A 19,740-nucleotide genomic window follows, 5' to 3' on the forward strand; every position below is an offset into this window, starting at 1 on the left:
CACGCCGCCGTCAGCGCACCGGAATCACCAGATGCTGGCCCGCCAGGATCAGGTTCGGGTTGGCGAGGTTGTTGCGGCGTTGAATCTCGCGATAGCGCTGGCCGCTGCCGAGCTTGCTCGCCGCGATCATGTTCAGCGTGTCGCCCGCCTTCACCACGTACGTGTGTTCGCCTGACGCGGCCGCGGTCGTCACCGCCTGGTCGCTGACGAAGTACTTGCGCAGCAGCTCGAGATACTGCGGCGACTGCTTGAGCTTCGCGATCGCGGCGTTCAGGTAGATCAGCAGATCCTGGTCATCCGCACGCACGCCGATCTTGTACGCGATGTTCGAGCCGTCGAGCTTGGTCACCGCGAATTTCAGGTCGGTGCCCTTGATCGAGCTGACCGCGAACGGATAGTCGTAGATGAACGCATCGACCGCATGGCCGTCGATGCTCTTCGCGATGAACGCCGGATCGGAATCGTCGACTTCGACGAACTTCACGTTCGGGTACTGGCGCGTGACGAACGCACGCACGTCCGGGTCGCCCTTCAGGATGCCGACCGTCTTGCCCGTGAGATCGTCAGTCGAGCGGATCGCGGAGCCTTGCCGCACGATCAGCGAATAGCCGAAATCGTCGACGTACGGCACCGAATAAACGACGCCCGCCGGGGTGTTGTCCGGGAACGTCAGCCCGTCCATCGCCACGTCGACCACGTGGTTCCCCTTCGCGTCGGTATCGAGCAGTTGCTTCGGCACGCCGGGGTACGTGTCGACCTCGTGGCGCGTATCGACGACGACCGGCTTGCCGCCGTGCGAGAACGACGGGTCCGCGAACAGCAGCCGCGCGAACTCGACGTTGAAGCCGTGCGGCGAACCCTTGTCCTCGCCGAAGAACGGTTCGCTCGGGTTCTGCACCGAGATCCGCACGATGCCGTTTTCGGCGATCGATTTCAGCGTGCTGGCCTGTGGCGTGAAGCCGGCCGGCAGCACGCTGGCCGACGGCGGCGTCTGCGCCGACTGGCCGCTGTCGCCGTTTTGCGCGGATGTCGAGGCCGGGGCCGCGTCATGCGCGGGAATCAGCGTCGACAGGCCGCCCTGATGAACGATCCATACGCCGACGAGCACTACCAGAAACGCGATGGCGCCAAGCAGTTTTTTCATGATTGCGTGCCTGCAGGAAGTTATTGTTGTTTCGACGGCAGCTGCGCGGGGTTCGCCGCATCGAGCCCGGGCGCGTGCGGTGCGTTCGCCACCGCCTGCTGCTGCGCCTGCTTGACCTCGGGGTTATCCATCAGCGACGTCTCCATTTCGGAGAACGCCTTGTTGACCGAGCGCATCACCGAATCGACGGCCACGTCGGTCTTGATCTGCTCGAACGTGTCGGACGCCTGCCGGCCCGCGAGCTTGTTCATCTGCTGCGCGGCCTGCGACATGTCCCACATCGCCTTCGCGCGGTCGATCGCCGACGCGAAGTTCTTCAGCTCGGCCTGAACCTGCTTGTAGCGCCCCTCGCGGAACGAGAGCAGTTGCTTCATCGTGTCGAGCTGCTGCCTGAAGCGCGGCGCGTCGTCCGGATACTGCTTCTCGAACAGTTCCGTCTTGTTCTCGAAGTTCTTCACCTCGGTACGGAACGCGGTGATGCTGTCCGCGAATTTCTGTGCCGCCTGGCGCTTTTCCGCGAGCTGGTTGATCAGCGTCTCGATCGGATTCGCCTGCGCCTCCTCGACGATCATCTTCACCTTCTGGTTCGCGAACTTCATCGCGATGACCGGCGCCAAGTAGATCGCGCCGAGACCGATCACGCCCGCCGTGACCAGCGCGATCACCCCCTTCAGGATGAACAGCGCGGCCGGTGCCGCGATCGCGACGCCGGCGATGATGATCGCCCACTTGACCAGCTTGACCTTGCTACTCCCCGAACTGCCGTTTGCTTCTTCATTCGAAAGCTGCGACATGAGTTTTTCTCCTTGAACCTCGAACCGAACTGCTTGCGTGTGCTCTTTCAAGCTCAATCGAAATGCTTCGGACTTCGGTGCCGCCGGGCAGCCAGGCAAAACCGGCGGCGCAATACAAGGACGGGCGCGACGGGCGTCACGAGACGCCGGTGTAGGCGCCGTTCAGGATGCGGTCATGAAGGATGGCGGACGGTGCCGCGATGCGGCGCGCCGGACGGGCGCCGTTCGTCGTCGCGGCTCGCGCGCGAACGGGAAAGCCTACCGAGGCACGGTACGAAACGGGATGACGGATACGTGACGCGACGGGCGTCGGGAGAAGCGTGGTTCCGGCGGGCCGACAGACGCGGGGCCGGTATTCCGGTACGAGTGCGTAAAGGCTCATCGTTGTTCTTCTGCGTATCGCGGGTGCAGGAACCGCGCGGCCGGCGCGTCCCGCTCCACATGCACGAGCGTATCCTGCGCCGACCGGCATGCAGCGTCAAGCAGTTGTCGCAGTGCAGCGAAGCGCTGCGTTCCTCCGCTGGAACACCGGCAGCGAAACGGCTTTCAGTACGGTAAGGATTCGCAGGACTGCGACCCGTCGTGCTCGGTCAGGATTGCTTGTCATCGCATGCGCCCCCCTTCCGGACTGAAAGCTTGTCACATCGCCGGGCGGATGCCCCGGCGCATCACGTCGCCGCGCCGCCCCGCTCCTGCGCGAGAAACCGCTCGACCATCGCATTGAACACCGGCAACGCAGGATTGTCGTTGTCCGTGCGCCATGCGAGATACAGCTCGGCCGCCACGTCGGTGCCCGCCAGCGGCCGGAACACCACGCCGTCGACATGCAGTTCGCGCGCCGACGCCGGCACGAGTGCGGCGCCCAGGCCCGCGCGTACGAGGCCCAGGATCGTATGCGTCTGCCCGACGTAATGCAGGTAGTTCGGCAGCCGCCCCGCGTTCGCGAACAGGCCCGAGATCAGGTCGTGGAAGTATTTCCCCTCGTTCGGCGAATACGCGATGAACGGCTGCCGGTCGAGATCGTCGGGGCCGATGCGCTCGCACGCGGCGAGCGGCGCCCCCTCCGCGACCGCGACCAGCATCGGTTCGCGCTGCACGAGCCGGTATTCGAGCGGCTGGCGGGCAGCCCGCTGGCGCACGAAGCCCGCGTCGAGCATCCGCGACGCCAGCGCATCGATCTGCACGGTCGACACCATCTCGCGCAATTCGACGTCGACGTCCGGCAGCGCGTGCGCGGCATGCGCCAGCAGCATCGGGATCATCCGGTACGCGCTGACCGCCGTGAAGCCGAGCGTGATGCGGCCGGCGCCGCCATGCGCGACGCGCTGCGCGGCCTGCTCGGCCCGTGCGGAGAATTCGAGAATGTGCCGCGCGTCGCGCAGGAACCGCTCGCCGGCCGCGGTCAGGCTGACCTGCCGGCTGCTGCGTTCGAGCAGCGCGATGCCGAGCGCATGCTCGAGCAGCTGGATCTGCCGGCTGAGCGGCGGCTGGGTCATGAAGAGCCGCCGGGCCGCGCGACCGAAATGCAGTTCCTCGGCGACCGCGACGAAGCAGCGAAGCTGGTGCAGTTCAATCATGCAATTCTTGAATCGATCGATCGTCTCTGGACGTTAGACCGATATCGATACGATTTCCATACTCGATTGCACCCGATGCGCGGCCAGGGCCGCGCAGGACGTCAGGCGCGCTTGCGGCCGCCCGGCGACTGTTCGGTGGTCAGCCGGTCGAGTTCGCGCAGGTCGTCCTCCAGCGCGGGCGTGAGCGTCGTGCGCAGGTGGTCGAGGAACGTGCGGATCTTCGCGTCGAGATAACGGCGCGTCGCGTAGACGGCATACACGCTCACCGTCTGCAGCCGATAATCGGGCAACACGCGGATCAGCCGCCCTTCACGGATGTCGTCGAGCACCGTATACAGCGCGACGCACGCGATCCCGCGCCCGGCGCGCACCGCGACACACAGCGCGTCCGGCACGTTGACCTGGAACGGCGCGGGCTGCAGCTCGTAGACGGCCTCCTCGCCATCGTTGCGCTCGAGCCGCCATTCGCCGGCCGGCGACGCGGGCGTGTCGAGGCGCAGGCACACGTGGTTCGGCAATTCGTCGGGCGACTGCGGCGTGCCGTGGCGCGCCAGGTATTCGCGCGACGCGACGAGCACGCTGCAGCTCGTGCCGCAGGTCTGCGCGACGTAGCCCGAATCGGGCAGTTGCGACGCCGTCACGATCGAGACGTCATAACCCTCCTCGACGAGATTCGGCATCCGCTGCGCGAGCGTCAGCTCGACCGACACATCGGGGTTGTCCTCCTGGTAGCGGACGATCGACGACACGACATGACTCTGCCCGAGCCCCGTCATCGCATGGATGCGCATCTTGCCGCTCGGCCGCAGCAGTGCGTTGCGCGCCTCCGCGTTCGCGTAGTCGATTTCCGCGAGGATCGATTTCGCGCGCTCGAAATAGCGTTCGCCGCTTTCGGTAAGGCCGAGGTGGCGCGTCGTGCGATGCAGCAGGCGCGTCTGTACGTGCGCTTCGAGGTTCGAAACCGCGCGCGACACCTGCGCGGTGGTCGCGTCGATTTCCTTCGCGACCGCAGTAAAACTGCCGGCTTCGACAACGCGCACGAACAGGCGCATGTTTTCGAGCATGTCCATTGAATTGGCTTGGGGAGAGTCAGTGGGGAGGCGTCGGCAGCGCTCGCGTCAGGTGAGGAACGGAACGCAGCCGCGAACCACGTCGAATCGATCACCGTGCCGGGAGAAAGGCGGGAGAGCGGGCATCGCGTACGTGGTTCTGGCATGAAGGGGGGATTCAGTGGCCCGAATTGTACGCCGCTACAGACAAATTTGCGCTATTGCCAGGGCCGCAACCTTTCATCGGATGAAAGGTTTTTGCAAGACCCGCATGTCACGCACATGCAACGCCTTGATGCGGCGCGACAATTTATATCACAACGAGATATAATTCGCGGCTCGTCGCTGCGCGCGCCCGCGCTGTCATCTTTACCGCTTACCGTCCATGTCGTCAGGCTCACCTCCGTCGCGCCGCACGTTGCGGCAATGGCTGCACAGCTTCATTCCCCATCCGATGTCGCTGGGCTGGCGCGAGCGCCTGCGTTCGTGCATGGGCGCGCTCGTCGGCATCGCGACAGTCGGCGTGACCATGCGCGTGCTGCCTGGCGTACCGGGCCTCGTGCCGCTGCTCGTCGCGCCGATGGGCGCGTCGGCCGTGCTGCTGTTCGCGGTGCCGGCGAGTCCGCTCGCGCAGCCGTGGTCGATCATCGGCGGCAATCTCGTCGCGGCGACGGTCGGTGTCGCCTGCGCGCAATGGATCGCCGATCCGATCACGGCCGCCGCGGTCGCGATCGCGTGCGCGATCGGCGGCATGTTCGCGCTGCGCTGCGTGCACCCGCCGTCGGGCGCCGTCGCGCTCACGGCCGTGGTCGGCGGCCCTGCGATCCATTCACTCGGGTTCCGCTTCGTGCTGGAGCCGATCGCGCTGCAATCGGCCATCCTGCTGTCCGCCGCACTCGCCTATCACACGCTGACCGGGCACCGCTACCCGCACGGCGGCATGCGCCCCGAAGCGAAACCGCAGGCGGGCGGCGCCACTCCGGCGCGCGGCCGCTTCACACGCGGCGACCTCGACGCGGTGCTCGAGCGCCGCGGCGAATGGCTCGACGTCGATCCGGACGACCTGGAAGCACTGCTGCGCGAAACCGAGATGCAGGCCTACTCACGCACGTTCGGCCAGCTCTCGTGCGCCGACCTGATGACGAAGAACGCGATCGAAGTCGCGCCGTCGACATCGGTAATGGCCGCGCTCACGCTGCTCGACCGCCATCGCGTGAAGGCGCTGCCCGTGGTCGACGGCGAAGGCCGCCTGACCGGCATCGTCACGCGCGCCGACCTGACGCGCCAGCCGCGCCGCCCGACCCCGCTGTGGCAACGCCTGTCCGCGCGGCTGCCGCAATCGTTCGGCGGCCAGCCGGCGAGCGTCTCCTCCGTGATGACCCGCGACGTCGCGTGCGTGCCGGAAACGATGCCGATCACCGCGCTCGTCCCGCTGTTGACGCATTCGGGCCACCACCACATTCCGGTCGTCGATGAATCGCACCGGCTCGTCGGGATCATTACCCAGACGGATCTCGTCACGGGCCTCTATCGGCAGACGCAAATGCTCGATGCCGCCTGACGTATGCCGCGCACGTAACGCCATGTAGCGGCCGGTGCAACGCGGAGCGCATCCTGTCCGCACGAATCCGGCCATTTATATCATGTTGTGATATATTCAACGTCACCGTAACCGACTGCCCGACCGACCTCGATGAACGATACCCGACGCGCGCTGACGAAAAGCGATTTCCAGCAACTGTCCGAGTTCCGCTACCAGATGCGCCGCTTCGAGCGCTTCTCCGAGCGCGCCGCGCAAAGCGAGGGCGTGACGCCGCTGCAATACCTGCTGTTGCTGCACATCAAGGGCTACCCGCATCGCGAATGGGCGACCATCGGCGAACTCGCGGAACGCCTGCAGGCGCAGCATCACGGAGTCGTCGCGCTGGTCACGCGCTGCGAAGCGCTCGGCCTCGTGAAGCGCAAGACCAGCGAAGCGGATCGCCGGCAGGTCGAGGTTCACCTCGAGCCGGCCGGCGAGACGCTGCTCGCCCGCCTCGCGGCCATGCATCGCGCCGAGCTGAAGTCGCTCAAGGGCGCGTTCCAGGTTCCGCAGATCGATTTCTGACCCTTTCCTTTTCCACGCCGATGAACGCCCCACACAAACGCGATTTCTCGACCAACGAACGCCTGCCCAGGATCGCGTTGCTCGCCGCCGGGATCGGCCTGCTCAGCACGCTTGCCGCGTTCGTGCTGTTGAGCCTGATCCATCTGTTCACGAACCTGTTCTTCTTCCAGCAGTTCTCGTTCGTCGACCGCTCGCCCGCGACCAACTCGCTGGGCGCGTGGGTGATCGTGGTGCCGGTGATCGGCGGGCTGATCGTGGGGTTGATGGCGCGCTTCGGTTCGGAAAAGATCCGCGGCCACGGCATTCCGGAAGCGATCGAGGCGATCCTGTTCGGCAAGAGCCGCATGTCGCCGAAGGTCGCGATCCTCAAGCCGCTGTCGTCCGGCGTCGTGATCGGCAGCGGCGGCCCGTTCGGCGCCGAAGGCCCGATCATCATGACGGGCGGCGCACTCGGCTCGCTGATCGCGCAGTGCGTGCACGTGACCGCCGCCGAGCGCAAGACGCTGCTCGTCGCCGGCGCGGCCGCCGGCATGACGGCCGTGTTCGGCACGCCGGTCGCCGCCGTGCTGCTCGCGGTCGAACTGCTGCTGTTCGAATGGCGTCCGCGCAGTTTCCTGCCGGTCGCCCTGGCATGCGCGGTGGCGGGTTTCGCCCGCGCCGTGTTCTTCGGCGTCGATCCGCTGTTTCCGCTGACGACGGCCGCGCCGACACCCGTCGCGCTGCTGTCGTGCATCGTCGCGGGCCTGCTGTCGGGCCTGCTCGCATGCGGGCTGTCGGCCGCGCTGTACCGCGTCGAGGACACCTTCGCGAAGCTGCCGGTGCACTGGATGTGGTGGCCCGCGCTCGGCGCGATCGTGATCGGCATCGGCGGCTGGCTCGAGCCGCGCGCGCTCGGCGTCGGCTACGACGTGATCGGCGACCTGCTGCACCAGCACATCGCCTTGAAGATCGCGCTCGCGCTGCTGATCGTGAAAGCCGTGATGTGGGTGATCGCGCTCGGCTCGGGCACGTCGGGCGGCGTGCTCGCTCCGCTGCTGATGCTCGGCGCCGGCCTCGGCACCGTGCTGTCGCCGATGCTGCCCGGCGGCGACCCGACACTGTGGCCGCTCGTGTGCATGGCCGCGACCCTCGGCGCGACGCTCGGCGCCCCGCTCACCGCGATCGTGTTCGCGTTCGGCCTCACGCATGACGCGAACGCGCTGCTGCCGCTGCTCGCGGCGACGCTCGTCGCGCACGGCTTCGCAACCATCGTGATGAAACGCTCGATCATGACGGAAAAGATCGCACGCCGCGGCTATCACATCTATCGCGAATACGGCGTCGATCCGCTCGAACGGCACGACATCGGCGAAGTGATGACGTCCGCCGACCTGCTCGTCACGATCGACGGCGCGGCGACGCTCGATGCCGTCGAGTCGCGGTACTTCGGCGCGAAGCAGACGCACCGTGCGTACCCGGTCGTGCAGAACGGGCGCCTGCTCGGTCTCGTCGATCGCGCGACGCTCGATGCGCAGCGCGCGCAGGCTGCAGCCGACACGCCGATCTCGCGCGCGTTCGCCAATCGTGCGCCTGCGATTGCCCAAGCGCACGAAACGTGCCGCGTCGTCGCGTCGCGACTCGCGATGCTCGGGCTCGAGCGCCTGCCCGTCGTCGCCGACGAGCACTCGATGCGCATCACGGGCATCGTGTCGCGCAGCGACCTCATCAAGCCCGCGTTGCAGCACTTCGACGACGAACAGAAGCGCGAGCGCTTCCGCCCGATCGTCCCGCCCAACCTGCGCGACATCGGCACGCGCAAGGCCGGCTGACCCACTGCACCGCGCGGCACCCTCGCCGCGCACGCGCCGCTCGCGTCACCTCTGCGCACGACGCGGCACGCCCGTCGCGTGCCGCGTCGCATTCCGTCGCTTCCCCTGTTTAAAGTTGGTTAACAATTCGACGGCCGAAAGTTTGTCATCATGGTACTCATGCGACGGGGCCAACAATCAGCCATTCCACTGCGCACAATCAAATAAAGAGTTGCGGCACGGCATGCACACGCATGCCGCTCGCCGCGACCATCACTTCACCACACGACCGGGCAGCGCGCCGACCACGCCGCGCATGACGTCGAGCCGCACACGATGCATGCCGTGCCGCAGCAAAGTGCACAGCATCGGAGTCGCCATTTGGCAAGCGCGTTAACAACTTGTTTCGGAATAGCCGGAACCGTGCTTGTTCGATGCGATCTCACTTGCACGCAGTCCTGCTGCGCATCCCACTCAATCAATCACGACTCGAGGGAGATAACGTGAACGCGAAATACTTACCGCTCATCGCATTGACCGTGGCATTTTCTGCTCATGCAGCCGATTCTGCCCTCCAAAACGTGGGACAAAGCCAGAAGCCCGCCGACCAGGTCGCGCAATGCATCGCCAAGACCTGGGCCGACAAGTCGCAGCAACAAGTGACGTCTCAGTATGAACTCGCGAACGGCCTCGCCATGGCCGTGTATGCGCCGGGCCAGCAGCCGCCGAACGGCGCCGCGGCCGTCGTGCGCCCGGCCAACGCCGCGAATGCAAAGACGTGGGTCGGTTTCCGCGGCGGCGACGCATCGTCGGCCGGCGACATCAACGCCTGCCTGTAAGAGAACAGGCGCTCCGGATGGCCTTGCGCCATCCGCTTGTGACGAGCCCCGCTTCGGCGGGGCTTTTCTTTTGCTGCGCGCGTCTTACAGGTAGCTGCAGACGTAATCGAGCGTCTCGAGCACTTCGATGTCGAAGCGGCTCTTGCCCGGCACCGAGAACGATTCGCCGGCGCCGTAGGTCTGCCATTCGCTGCTGCCGTCGAGCTTCACGCGGCACTTGCCGGCCTGCACTTCCATCAATTCGGGCGCATCGGTGCCGAAGTTGAGCGCGCACGGCAGGATCACGCCGAGCGTCTTGCGCGTGCCGTCCGGGAAGAGCACGGTATGCGACACGCACTTGCCGTCGAAATAGACGTTCGCGCGCTTGACGATCGATACGTTGTCGAATTGGGTTGCACTGGTCATGAAATGCCTCTGCTTGCTGGATGCCGGATGGCGATGTTGTTGGAGGCCGGCCGGAGCGGCGGGCCGGCCGCTATGATACCGGCTCGCGCGGCGGGCGCCGCGATGACGTGCCCGCTGCGCAAGCCACGTGCCCGCCGGGCGACCGCAACGCCGCACGCCAGATCGTCAGGATAACGACACATGATGGTCGCTGGCCGCCGGTGCAGGTTCACATCAGCCCCTTGCGCCTCGCGGAATCGCGCAGGCAATCGAGCAGCATGGCCGCTGCCGGCGTCAGCGGGCTGTCGCGACGTGTGATGACCTGCACCGATACGGCCGGCAACCGCTCGCGGATCGGCAGGACCGCGAACTGGTCGCGCGCCCACTCGCCCTGCAGCAGTTGCTCGGGCATCGAGGCAATCAGGTCGCAGCCCATCATCAGGCTGCGCGCGAGCCCGAAGCTCGGGCATTCGACGACGCGCGCCGGCACCGGCAACCCGTAGGCGACGAACGAATTGAACAGCACCTGCGTCGAGCTTTCGGGCGACGGATTCATCAGCCAGTCGGCTTCGACGAGATCGGCGAGCGACGTGGCCGATGCGAGCGGATGCCCCTTGCGCGCAACGATCAGCGAACGGCTCGAATACAGTTCGGCGTGATCGAACTCGGCGGCCAGCAGTTCGGGCACGACGACGGCCACCGCGAAATCGAGCGAGCCGTCGTGCAGCCGCGGCAGCGCGACGCCCGGAAACCCTTCGACGATACTGACGCGCGCCACCGGAAAACGCCGCCGGAACGCGCGAAACGCATCGGGCAGGATCGTCACCGCGGCGGCCGGCGTGACCGCCGCCGCGACGGAGCCCGTCATCGCCCCCTGCGCCTGCTCGATGTCGTCGCGGGCGCGCTGCATTTCGGCGACGATCAGCCGCGCGCGCACCTGCAACTGCTGGCCGAACGCGGTGAGCTGGACGCCGCGCGCGGTGCGCACGACGAGCGACACGCCGAGCGCGATCTCCAGTTCCTTGACCGCCTTCGTCAATGCCGCCGGCGACACGTTCAGGCGCCGCGCGGCCGCGCGAATGCTCCCCTCTTCCGCGACGGTGACGAACGCTTTCAGCTGATGGTATTTCATGGCGGTGACGCGTGATCCGTGGAAACCCTGTGCTGCACGGCACACACCGGCTCAGGGTATTCCCGAGCGGCAACCGGTGGTGAGCACCAAAGCAATTTATCAGCTTCTGGTACGCAAAAGAAATTTATATGCTTGCTCGTCATATGTGCGTCAAACGCCCCCGCCGCCCCACAGGAGAGACCATGCTGCAAGCCGTGAACCCCGTCATCCCCGGTATCGCCGCGATCGCGCCCGAGCTGGTCGAGGTGCGCCACCGCATCCACGCTCACCCCGAACTCGCATTCGAGGAAACGCTCACGAGCGACCTCGTCGCCGAGCTGCTCGCCGGCTGGGGTTACGACGTGCATCGCGGCATCGGCAAGACGGGCGTGGTCGGCGTGCTGCGCGAAGGGCAAGGCACACGCACGGTCGGGCTGCGTGCCGACATGGATGCACTGCCGCTCGCGGAAGCCACCGGCCTGCCGTACGCGAGCCGCCATGCGAACAAGATGCATGCGTGCGGCCACGACGGCCACACCGCGATGCTGCTGTGCGCGGCGCGCCACCTCGCGGCAACGCGCCAGTTCTCCGGCACGCTGAACCTGATCTTCCAGCCGGCCGAAGAAAACTTCGGCGGCGCGAAAGCGATGATGGACGACGGCCTGTTCGACCGTTTCCCGTGCGACGCGATCTTCGCGATCCACAACATGCCGGGCCGCGCGGCCGGCGACATGGCCTTCCGCACCGGCGCCGCGATGGCATCGGCCGACCGCGTGACGATCACGCTGCGCGGTGTCGGCGGCCACGGCGCGATGCCGCATTTCGCGCGCGATCCGATGTCGGCCGCGGGCAGCATCATGGTCGCGCTGCAGACGATCGTCGCGCGCGAGGTCGATGCGCAGCATGCGGCCGTGATCACGGTCGGCAGCGTGCAGGCAGGCGAGACCTTCAACATCATTCCCGAAACCGTCGTGATGAAACTGTCGGTGCGCGCGCTGAACGCCGACGTGCGCGCGCTGCTCGCGCGCCGCATCGAAGCGCTCGCGAAAGGCCAGGCGGAGAGCTTCGGCGTCACGGCAGAAGTCGACTACGACTACGGCTACCCGGTGCTCGTCAATCACGCGGAGCCGACTGCATTCGCGGCCGACATCGCGCGCCGGATGCTCGGCGCCGAGCGTGTCGAAACCGACGCCGCGCCGCTGATGGGCAGCGAGGATTTCGCGTTCATGCTCGAAGCGCGCCCCGGCTGCTACGCATTCATCGGCAACGGGATCGGCAGCAAGGGCGGCTGCATGGTGCACAACCCCGGCTACGACTTCAACGACGACATCCTCGCGATCGGCGCGAGCTACTGGGTTCGCATCGCCGAAGCCTGGCTCGCGGCCTGACGGCCCTTCATCCCATCGTTTCGCGCCAACCGGGGGAACCCCACATGGAAACGTCCGCCCTTTCGCTCGCCGGCACGCCGGTCGATGCTCGCGCCGCCGCGAAGAAACGCCGGCTGATCGCGGCCGCCGCCGTCGGCAACGCGCTCGAGTTCTACGACTTCACGGTCTACAGCTTCTTCGCGATCCTGATCGGCAAGCTGTTCTTTCCCGTGCATTCGTCGTTCGGGCAATTGATGCTCGCGGTCGCGAGCTTCGGTGTCGGCTTCGTCACGCGCCCGCTCGGCGGGCTCGTGATCGGCATGTATGCCGACCGCGCCGGCCGCAAGAAGGCGATGATCCTCACGCTGTTGCTGATGGCGCTCGGCACCGCGACGATCGCCGTCGCGCCGACCTACGCGCAGATCGGCCTCGCCGCCCCGCTGCTGCTCGTGCTCGCACGCCTGCTGCAAGGGTTCGCGTCGGGCGGCGAAGTCGGCGCGTCGACCACGCTGCTGCTCGAGCAGGCGCCGCAGCATCGTCGCGGCTTCTACGCATCGTTCCAGTTCTCGAGCCAGGGACTCGCCGCGCTCGCCGGTGCGCTGACCGGCGTCGCGCTGACGTCGACGCTGAATGCCGCGCAGCTCGAAAGCTGGGGCTGGCGCGTCCCGTTCATCATCGGCACGCTGTTCGTGCCGCTCGGCTACTGGCTGCGCCGCACCGTCGAGGAAGTGCCGGCCGCCGCGCCCGCCGCCACGCACGACGAGCCGGTCGCATCGCTGCCGCTCGCCGACGTGCTGCGCCATCACGGCAAGGCCGTGTTCGCGGGCCTCGGCGTGACGATCGGCGGCACGTCGATCCACTACATCATCGTGTTCTACATGGCGATCTACGGCGTGCAGGTGTTGCATCTGCCGACCTGGCTGTCGATGACGGCCGGCTGCGTCGCGGGCGCGATCCTGATGCTCGTGACGCCAATCGGCGGCCACCTGTCCGACGTGTACGGTCGCAACCGGATCGTCTGGTGGACGCGCATCGTGCTGATGGTCGCGATCTATCCGGCATTCATCGCGCTGAACCGCTGGCCGGGCGCGGTGTCGCTGCTGTCGATCATCGCCGCGCTGTCGATCGTGCATGCGATCAACGTCGGTGCGACGGGTGCGATGCTCGGCGAGCTGTTCCCGCGTGCGGTGCGCGCGACGGGCGGCGCACTCGTGTACAGCGTGGGCGTTGCGATCTTCGGCGGCTTCGCGCAGTTTTTCGTCACGTGGCTGATCGCGGCAACCGGCAACCCGAATGCGCCGGCGTGGTATGCGATTGGTTGCGGCGCGTTCACGCTGCTCGCGATTCGCTGCATGGACGAAAAAGCCGGGAAGGCACTCGACTGACCGGTGGGCGATGCCGGATGCGAGATTGACGCAGTACGTGCGCATCGGGCATGATCGCTCCATGCGCCACACCACGACCACCTTCGCGACCACGACACGCACGACCGCCTTCGGCGGGCTCGTGCGGCGAGTGCGCGCAAGGTCGTAGCGCCACGATTCCTCACAGGCCCCGCCGGTTCCGGACGGGGTCTTGTCGTTTCTCCGTCCGTATCGGTCACTCAGGAGAAACGCCATGCCCGAAGTCTCTTCCCCGAAACGCGCACTGCTCGTCGTCGACATGCAGGTCGGCCTGTATCACGGCCCCGATCGGCCGTACGACGGCGAACGCGTGCTCGCGAACATCAACCGGTTGATCGGCTGCGCGCATGAAGCCGGTGCACCGGTGTTCGCGGTACGGCACACCGGCCCCGCCGGTTCGCCGATCGCGCCCGACTCGCCGCTGACCGCACTGTTGCCCGAACTCGCAATCGATGCCGCACGCGATACCGTGTTCGCCAAAACGCAGTCGAGCTGCTTCACCGGCACGCCGCTCGCCGCATGGCTGCAGGCGGCCGGCATCGGCGAGATCGTGATTGCGGGGATGAAGACGCAGTACTGCGTCGACACGGCGTGCCGTGCGGCCGCCGATCATGGTTTTCGTGCGGTGCTCGTGACCGACGGGCATACCTGCATGGATACGCCCGAACTGCCGGCCGAGCGGATTGTCGCGCATCACAATGCGACGCTTGGGGGGCCGTTCGCGACGCTCACCACGACCGACGCATGCGTGTTCTGACCGGCAACGGGCACGCGCCGTCGAAGCAACAACGCACGGGCGGCAACCGTTCGTGCGTTGTTGCGTGCAAGGCGTATACCTTCGCCGCTCAAAACGTATGCATCATCCCCACATACGCCCCCGTCTGCGACTCGCCGGTCATCGGGCTCGTCCCCGACGTCGCATCACGCGGCGTCGCGAGCAGCGAGAAGTTCGAATTCCCGCCGTTGCGCACATACGCGACCGTGCCGTACAGGAACGTGCGCTTCGACAGGTTGTACGTGGTGCCGAGCACGTACATCATCGCGTGCCCCGACGGATCGTGCGACGCGTCGCCGCCACCGTCGCCCACCTTCACGTAGTAACCGCCGCCCGTCACGGCCCATTGCGGCGTCGCGGTGTAGGTCGCACCGAGCCAGTAGTGATCGGCGCGATCGGCCACCCCGGCCGGGCTGTCCGGCGCCTGGTAGTGCGTATACGCGCCCTGGATCTTGAACTTCGACACCTTGACGTTCGCACCGACGAAGTACTCACGCGACGCAGTGAAGATGTTGCTGAACTTGCCGTTGTTGTCGCGCAGCTCATCATAGATGCCGCGTACGTCGAGCAACGGCGAGTGGTACGAGATCATGATCCCGTCCGAGCGGCCGAAATCGTCGGCCGCGCCGTAGTTGAAGCCGCGCGACTGGTTGCCGAACGCATATTGCGCCTGCACGTCGAAGCCGCCGATCACGGGGCTGTGATATTCGATGTTGTTGCTGGTCTGCTGCCAGTTGCGGCCGCGCACGAGCGATGCCGACGAAAACGCCTGCTGGACGAACGGGTCGAATTCCCACACCCCGTCGCTGTCGATGAACAGGTTTCGGCCGGCCTGCAGCTGGCCCCACGTGTCGCTCTTGAGCCCGACATACGCGCGCCGCGACCACATGCGCCCGCCGCCCGTCGTGCCGTTCATCACCTGGAACGCGGTCTCCAGGTTGAAGACAGTCGACAGCCCGCCGCCGAGATCCTCGAAGCCCTTCAAGCCGAACATGCTGGTGCCCCAGTCGCCGCCTTCGGCACTCCAGCGGGTCGCGCTGCCGCCGTTCGGCTGCGCGATGTGGTTCAGGTATTCGATGCCGCCGTCGATCCGGCCGTACAGCGTCACGCTCGTCTGTGCAAAGGCAGCCGCCGGTGTGGCGGCCGCGATCAGCCATGCGAAATGTTTGAGTCGCAAAATGATGCCCCCTCGGAGTCTCGACCTTCCCGCGCGCGCCCCATGCGCGCGCCCCGGGTCTGCTTATCCGCGATCGATCGAGAAACGCCCGGGGCCCGCCGCGCAAAGCGCGAGCAGGCCGCCGGAGATCGCGATGTTCTTGTAGAAATGAATCATGTTGTTGATCTGCTCGCCGCCCGTCATCGTCCAGTAATGGTGGCCGATGATGCCGGTGCCGATCGTATAGAGCGCCAGCAGCAGCGCGAGCGCGCGCGTCTGGAAGCCGACCAGGATCGCGACCCCGACGAACAGTTCCATCACGACGGAGATCGCGGCGGAAATGATCGGCGCGGGCGCGCCTTCCGAACCCATGAACGCGATGGTACCGGGGAAGTCGACGATCTTCTTCCAGCCGAACATCACGAACAGGATCACGAGCAGGATCCGGGCAAGCAGCAGCAGCACATCGCGCTGGGACGCGAGAAACGGTTGATTCGGTGTCATGGTGTCGATCAACGAAAGCGATGCGCATGGCGCAAATACGCGCGGCGCACCGGATTGCGAATGAACCGGGACGGGCGGCCGCCTGCGCCGCCCGTCCCGCTCTGCAACAACCGGCATCGGGCAACAACCCGATGTGCTGTGCTCCTCCTCTTGTCAGTTATCGCCCTGCTTCGTCGCGCGCCGCATCAGCGCAGCTTCGCGACGTCCTGCTCGGTCACCTTCGCGGCCGGATTGCCGAACTGCCCGGTCAGGTAGTTCGTCAGCGCGGCGATCTGCGCATCCGACAGCTCGTGGCGGAACGCCGGCATCCCGACGTCCTCGCTGCCGGCCTTGCGCTGCACGCCGTTCAGGATCACCTGCACGAGGTTGGTCGGATTCGGTGCGCCCACCGTCGAGTTGTGGAACAGCGGCGGGTAATAACCGTCCGGCGTGCCCTTGCCCTGCATCTGGTGGCAGGTCGCGCAGTTGCCGAGATACAGCCGCGCCGGATCGATGCCCGACGACGCGAGCGGGGCACCGCGCAGCGTCAGGCCGTCCTCGGCCGGCTTGCCCCACGACGAGCGCGACTGCTTCGCGTCGCCGCTGGCAACTGCCGGCACCGTGCGAATGTACGTCGAGATCGCGCCGATGTCGGCTTCGGTCATCTTCGAGAAGCTGTGCTCGATCGCCTCGGCCATCGGCCCGGCCGCCTGCGCGAGGCCCGGCACGGTGCCGGTGCGCAGGTACTGGACGAGCTGCTGCTGCGTCCAGCCGCCGATCCCGGCGTTCGGGTCGGACGTGATGTTGTAGCCGTCCCAGCCCGCGAGCACCGAACCCGACAGGAAGCTGCCGCCGGTTTCGTCGAGCGACTTCTCCTGCATCGCGATGCCGCGCGGCGTGTGGCACGTGCTGCAGTGCGCGAGGCCCTGCACGAGATACGCGCCGCGGTTCCACTCGGCGCTCTGCGCCGGCTTCGGCTGGTAGACGCCGTCCTTCAGGAACAGCCAGTTCCAGATCTTCAGCGGCCAGCGCATGCTCAGCAGCGCGGGAATCTCGTTCTTCGGCGGCGCCTGCTTGACCGGCTCGACGCCGTGCATGAAGTACGCATACAGCGCCTGCACGTCGTCGTCGTTGATCTTCGCGTACGACACGTACGGCATCGCCGGATACAGGTTGTCGCCGTTCTTCGACACCCCGTGGCGCACCGCGCGCTCGAAGTCCTCGGCCGACCAGTTGCCGATGCCCGTCTCGGGATCGGGCGTGATGTTGCTCGTATAGATCTTGCCGAGCATCGGGATCGGCATGCCGAGACCGCCCGCGAACGGCTTGCCGCCCTTCGCGGTGTGGCAGGCCATGCAGTCGCCCGCGACCGCGAGGTATTCGCCGCGCTTGACCAGCGCCGGATCGGCCGCATCGGCCGCGCGTGCGAGGCCCGGCAGCGCGAGGCAGCCGGCGAGGAGGAAGGTGAGAGTAGATTTCCGCACGGTCAGACTTCCTTCTTCAGCGTGTCCGACATCCGCAGCGCGAGCGCCGCGATCGTCAGCGTCACGTTCACCGTACCGACGGTCGGCATCGTCGAGCTGCTCGAGATGAACAGGTTCGGATGGTCGAACGTGCGGCAGTCCTTGTCGACGACCGAGTCGCGTGCATCCGCGCCCATGATCGTCGCGCCCGTGATGTGGTTGTTCGGCGCGAACTCGTCGTTGAAGACGACTTCGGTGCCGCCCAGCACCTTCGCGGCCGTCGCGTAGACCTCGCGCGTGTGCACGGCGCCGCGCTTCACGTAGTCGTCGATCGCATAGGTGATCTCCGGGCGCGGGATGCCGATCGCGTCGGTGGCCGTCTTGCTCGGCACGATGCGGTTCTCGGGCTGCGGCAGGATTTCGTGGAAACAGTCGAACTGCACGTAGCGCGCGGAACGATCGCGGATCTGCGCGTCGAGCTCCTCGGGCTTCATCAGCTTGCCGGCCTTGAAGATCTTCTGCGTCTCCTGGTTGATGCGCGACATGTTCGACAGATGGATCTTCTTCGCGGCTTCGGTCGCGCGGAACGGGCCGTCGCGGAAGCCGATCAGCGACGTCATCTCCTGCGGGCCGCGGCCCGGCCACAGCTTCTCGTTCGCGTAGAACGACACGCCGGTGCCCGGATGGTCCATCAGGTTGCGGCCGACCATGTCCGAGCTGTTCGCGACACCGTTCGGGAAATCGCGGTTCGCGGACATCAGCAGGATCTTCGGCGTCTCGATACCGTTCGCGGCAATCACGAAGTACTTGCCTTCGACGCGATGGTCGGCACCCGTCTTGTCCTTGTAGACCGCGGCGGTGATGCGCTTGTCCGGCCCGGTCTCGAGCTTGTAGACGACCGCGCTGTCGATCAGCTTCGCGCCGGCCTGCTCGGCCTTCTCGACGTGGACGATGCCGTTGTACATCGCGCCGATCGGGCAGATCGGCATGCAGTTGTTGTTCCCGCAACAAGTGGGCCGGCCGTCGTACGGGCGGCTGTTGCGCGCGACCGGCTCGGTCACCACGTGGAACTTCGGGTCGTAGCCGTTGAGCGCGCTCTTGATCGTCTGCTCGTTGAACGACAACGGCAGCGGCGGCATCGGGTACGGCTCCTTGCGCGGCGAGTACAGGTCTTCCTCGGGGCCCGGGCCCCACACGCCGAGCTCTTCCTCGGCGCGCTGGTAGTAATGCTCGATGTCGTCGTACTGGATCGGCCAGTCGCGGCCGACACCGTACACGGTCTTCATCTTGAAGTCGTTCGGGATGAAGCGCCACGCCGACGCGGCCCAGTGCCACGTCGTGCCGCCCACCGCGCGGATGTACTGCGAGTTGAACTTGTGCTCGCCCTTCAGGATCAGGTAGTCGTTCGGCGGGCCGTATTCCGGATGCGGCGCCCATGCGCTCGACGGATACGGCGCCATGAAATCGGTCTTGTCGACCTGGTTGCGGAAGCGCTCGACGATTTCCCAGCGCGGCATGCGCGGGCCGGCTTCCAGCAGGATCACGGACTTGCCCGCCATCGCGAGCTGGTGTGCGACGATCGCGCCTGCGACACCCGAGCCGACGACGACGACGTCGGCCTTTTGCGTATCGGTATCGGCCATCAGGCTTGCCTCTCGATCGGTTTGTCGGCCCAGAAGCCGGGTTTGTTGGGGCAATACGACGGGATCACGAGCGTATCGGACACGACGCTGAACATTAATGCTTCTTCGTAGGTAATCACGACGTTGTCGACGACGCCGAGATACCACGCCTCAAGAATCTTCAGCGCGAGTGTTTCCTGATCGGGATTCAGCGAACCGGACGCGAGTGCGCCGGCGAGTTGCGGCAGGCTGTCGGCCGTCTTGAACGAACCCTTCTGCAAGGCCTGCAGGAAGCGCTGGCCGAGCACGCGGCTCAGCCCCTTCTTGCCTGTCAATGCTTCGGAGAGCGTCATGAACGTATCGAGCGGCGCGGTGCCGGGATCGTCGGCCAGGGCCCGCAACGCCAGCGAGCCCGTGAGGCCCGCCGCCGTCAGCGCCAGTGCGCCCTGCAGCCATTGACGCCGAGTGATGCCTGTTACGGCTGCGTCGCCAGTGCGACGCGAGTGGGGAGTGTTGTCGTTGTGCATGTTTCCTTTTCTCTCGAACACCGGATTCGGGAAAACCACGCTTGATATTTCTCAAACATTGGCGCGGACCTGAAATGTACGCGCACAAATCGGATCGAACAATCTTTTTATAGTCCATTAAATGTTCCGCAATCCGAGACAATCGACATTTC

General features: G+C 66.2%; 18 protein-coding genes. 7 read left to right on the top strand and 11 right to left on the bottom strand.

Annotated elements, in window-relative coordinates; genetic code table 11:
- Positions 1–10 precede the first annotated feature (10 nt).
- From AB3K92_RS16685 to AB3K92_RS16700, 4 genes are all read right to left on the bottom strand, one after another.
- Positions 11–1,144 (bottom strand): transporter substrate-binding domain-containing protein, encoded by a 1,134-nt coding sequence (locus tag AB3K92_RS16685; protein ID WP_059488046.1) that lies wholly within the window; start codon positions 1,142–1,144, stop codon positions 11–13.
- A 20-nt stretch (positions 1,145–1,164) separates the two neighbouring features.
- Positions 1,165–1,938: a hypothetical protein gene (locus AB3K92_RS16690; protein ID WP_059496838.1), complete on the bottom strand. Its 774-nt coding sequence runs from the start codon at positions 1,936–1,938 to the stop codon at positions 1,165–1,167.
- Positions 1,939–2,606: 668 nt separating this feature from the next.
- Positions 2,607–3,515 carry a LysR substrate-binding domain-containing protein gene (locus tag AB3K92_RS16695; protein WP_021162019.1) on the bottom strand — a complete coding sequence of 303 codons (909 nt, stop codon included), beginning with the start codon at positions 3,513–3,515 and terminating at the stop codon, positions 2,607–2,609.
- A 101-nt stretch (positions 3,516–3,616) separates the two neighbouring features.
- The gene (locus AB3K92_RS16700; RefSeq protein ID WP_021162020.1) at positions 3,617–4,585 is read right to left on the bottom strand and encodes a LysR family transcriptional regulator; all 969 of its coding nucleotides are present in this window, start codon (positions 4,583–4,585) and stop codon (positions 3,617–3,619) included.
- 364 nt (positions 4,586–4,949) lie between these two features.
- Between AB3K92_RS16700 and AB3K92_RS16705 the strand changes: the two genes are divergently transcribed.
- From AB3K92_RS16705 to AB3K92_RS16720, 4 genes are all read left to right on the top strand, one after another.
- Positions 4,950–6,125, top strand: coding sequence for an HPP family protein (locus AB3K92_RS16705; protein WP_059622749.1), 1,176 nt, complete (start codon positions 4,950–4,952; stop codon positions 6,123–6,125).
- 132 nt (positions 6,126–6,257) lie between these two features.
- Positions 6,258–6,671: a MarR family winged helix-turn-helix transcriptional regulator gene (locus AB3K92_RS16710; protein ID WP_021162022.1), complete on the top strand. Its 414-nt coding sequence runs from the start codon at positions 6,258–6,260 to the stop codon at positions 6,669–6,671.
- 20 nt (positions 6,672–6,691) lie between these two features.
- Entirely contained in the window at positions 6,692–8,479 is a 1,788-nt protein-coding gene (locus AB3K92_RS16715; RefSeq protein WP_369465453.1) for a chloride channel protein, read from the top strand.
- Between the two features lie 482 nt (positions 8,480–8,961).
- The gene (locus AB3K92_RS16720; RefSeq protein WP_021162025.1) at positions 8,962–9,297 is read left to right on the top strand and encodes a hypothetical protein; all 336 of its coding nucleotides are present in this window, start codon (positions 8,962–8,964) and stop codon (positions 9,295–9,297) included.
- A gap of 84 nt (positions 9,298–9,381) precedes the next feature.
- On the opposite strand, the gene AB3K92_RS16725 is transcribed toward AB3K92_RS16720, so the two are convergent.
- Positions 9,382–9,702 carry a pyrimidine/purine nucleoside phosphorylase gene (locus AB3K92_RS16725; RefSeq protein WP_021162026.1) on the bottom strand — a complete coding sequence of 107 codons (321 nt, stop codon included), beginning with the start codon at positions 9,700–9,702 and terminating at the stop codon, positions 9,382–9,384.
- Between the two features lie 208 nt (positions 9,703–9,910).
- Complete coding sequence (locus tag AB3K92_RS16730; RefSeq protein ID WP_059697393.1) at positions 9,911–10,813, bottom strand: LysR substrate-binding domain-containing protein; 903 nt, start codon at positions 10,811–10,813, stop codon at positions 9,911–9,913.
- A gap of 182 nt (positions 10,814–10,995) precedes the next feature.
- Between AB3K92_RS16730 and AB3K92_RS16735 the strand changes: the two genes are divergently transcribed.
- The 3 genes from AB3K92_RS16735 (at position 10,996) to AB3K92_RS16745 (ending at position 14,319) form a co-directional block, all read left to right on the top strand.
- The gene (locus AB3K92_RS16735; protein ID WP_042976746.1) at positions 10,996–12,180 is read left to right on the top strand and encodes a M20 aminoacylase family protein; all 1,185 of its coding nucleotides are present in this window, start codon (positions 10,996–10,998) and stop codon (positions 12,178–12,180) included.
- 44 nt (positions 12,181–12,224) lie between these two features.
- Entirely contained in the window at positions 12,225–13,544 is a 1,320-nt protein-coding gene (locus AB3K92_RS16740; RefSeq protein ID WP_059589001.1) for an MFS transporter, read from the top strand.
- A gap of 232 nt (positions 13,545–13,776) precedes the next feature.
- A complete protein-coding gene (locus AB3K92_RS16745; protein ID WP_369465454.1) occupies positions 13,777–14,319 on the top strand; it encodes a cysteine hydrolase family protein in 543 nt (180 codons plus the stop codon).
- An 88-nt stretch (positions 14,320–14,407) separates the two neighbouring features.
- Here AB3K92_RS16745 and AB3K92_RS16750 read toward each other — a convergent pair whose 3' ends face one another.
- The 5 genes from AB3K92_RS16750 to AB3K92_RS16770 all read right to left on the bottom strand — a co-directional run bounded on the left by AB3K92_RS16750 (position 14,408) and on the right by AB3K92_RS16770 (position 19,588).
- Positions 14,408–15,514, bottom strand: coding sequence for a porin (locus AB3K92_RS16750; protein ID WP_021162030.1), 1,107 nt, complete (start codon positions 15,512–15,514; stop codon positions 14,408–14,410).
- 63 nt (positions 15,515–15,577) lie between these two features.
- A complete protein-coding gene (locus tag AB3K92_RS16755) occupies positions 15,578–15,997 on the bottom strand; it encodes a DoxX family protein (RefSeq protein WP_027791849.1) in 420 nt (139 codons plus the stop codon).
- Between the two features lie 185 nt (positions 15,998–16,182).
- The gene (locus AB3K92_RS16760; protein ID WP_369465455.1) at positions 16,183–17,460 is read right to left on the bottom strand and encodes a c-type cytochrome; all 1,278 of its coding nucleotides are present in this window, start codon (positions 17,458–17,460) and stop codon (positions 16,183–16,185) included.
- Positions 17,461–17,462: 2 nt separating this feature from the next.
- Positions 17,463–19,082 (bottom strand): GMC family oxidoreductase, encoded by a 1,620-nt coding sequence (locus AB3K92_RS16765; RefSeq protein WP_021162033.1) that lies wholly within the window; start codon positions 19,080–19,082, stop codon positions 17,463–17,465.
- The gene (locus AB3K92_RS16770) at positions 19,082–19,588 is read right to left on the bottom strand and encodes a sugar dehydrogenase complex small subunit (RefSeq protein WP_042976747.1); all 507 of its coding nucleotides are present in this window, start codon (positions 19,586–19,588) and stop codon (positions 19,082–19,084) included. The genes AB3K92_RS16765 and AB3K92_RS16770 overlap by 1 nt, the downstream gene beginning before the upstream one ends.
- Positions 19,589–19,740: the final 152 nt, after the last annotated feature.

It is taken from the genome of Burkholderia sp. Bmkn7, from assembly GCF_041103175.1.
In the GTDB taxonomy this organism is placed as follows: domain Bacteria; phylum Pseudomonadota; class Gammaproteobacteria; order Burkholderiales; family Burkholderiaceae; genus Burkholderia; species Burkholderia cepacia.

Bases quoted from the DNA above. Each gene is read 5' to 3' on its own strand.
- AB3K92_RS16685 (WP_059488046.1), bottom strand. From the start codon at position 1,144: ATGAAAAAACTGCTTGGCGCCATCGCGTTTCTGGTAGTGCTCGTCGGC.
- AB3K92_RS16690 (WP_059496838.1), bottom strand. From the start codon at position 1,938: ATGTCGCAGCTTTCGAATGAAGAAGCAAACGGCAGTTCGGGGAGTAGC.
- AB3K92_RS16695 (WP_021162019.1), bottom strand. From the start codon at position 3,515: ATGATTGAACTGCACCAGCTTCGCTGCTTCGTCGCGGTCGCCGAGGAA.
- AB3K92_RS16700 (WP_021162020.1), bottom strand. From the start codon at position 4,585: ATGGACATGCTCGAAAACATGCGCCTGTTCGTGCGCGTTGTCGAAGCC.
- AB3K92_RS16705 (WP_059622749.1), top strand. From the start codon at position 4,950: ATGTCGTCAGGCTCACCTCCGTCGCGCCGCACGTTGCGGCAATGGCTG.
- AB3K92_RS16710 (WP_021162022.1), top strand. From the start codon at position 6,258: ATGAACGATACCCGACGCGCGCTGACGAAAAGCGATTTCCAGCAACTG.
- AB3K92_RS16715 (WP_369465453.1), top strand. From the start codon at position 6,692: ATGAACGCCCCACACAAACGCGATTTCTCGACCAACGAACGCCTGCCC.
- AB3K92_RS16725 (WP_021162026.1), bottom strand. From the start codon at position 9,702: ATGACCAGTGCAACCCAATTCGACAACGTATCGATCGTCAAGCGCGCG.
- AB3K92_RS16730 (WP_059697393.1), bottom strand. From the start codon at position 10,813: ATGAAATACCATCAGCTGAAAGCGTTCGTCACCGTCGCGGAAGAGGGG.
- AB3K92_RS16735 (WP_042976746.1), top strand. From the start codon at position 10,996: ATGCTGCAAGCCGTGAACCCCGTCATCCCCGGTATCGCCGCGATCGCG.
- AB3K92_RS16740 (WP_059589001.1), top strand. From the start codon at position 12,225: ATGGAAACGTCCGCCCTTTCGCTCGCCGGCACGCCGGTCGATGCTCGC.
- AB3K92_RS16745 (WP_369465454.1), top strand. From the start codon at position 13,777: ATGCCCGAAGTCTCTTCCCCGAAACGCGCACTGCTCGTCGTCGACATG.
- AB3K92_RS16755 (WP_027791849.1), bottom strand. From the start codon at position 15,997: ATGACACCGAATCAACCGTTTCTCGCGTCCCAGCGCGATGTGCTGCTG.
- AB3K92_RS16765 (WP_021162033.1), bottom strand. From the start codon at position 19,082: ATGGCCGATACCGATACGCAAAAGGCCGACGTCGTCGTCGTCGGCTCG.
- AB3K92_RS16770 (WP_042976747.1), bottom strand. From the start codon at position 19,588: ATGCACAACGACAACACTCCCCACTCGCGTCGCACTGGCGACGCAGCC.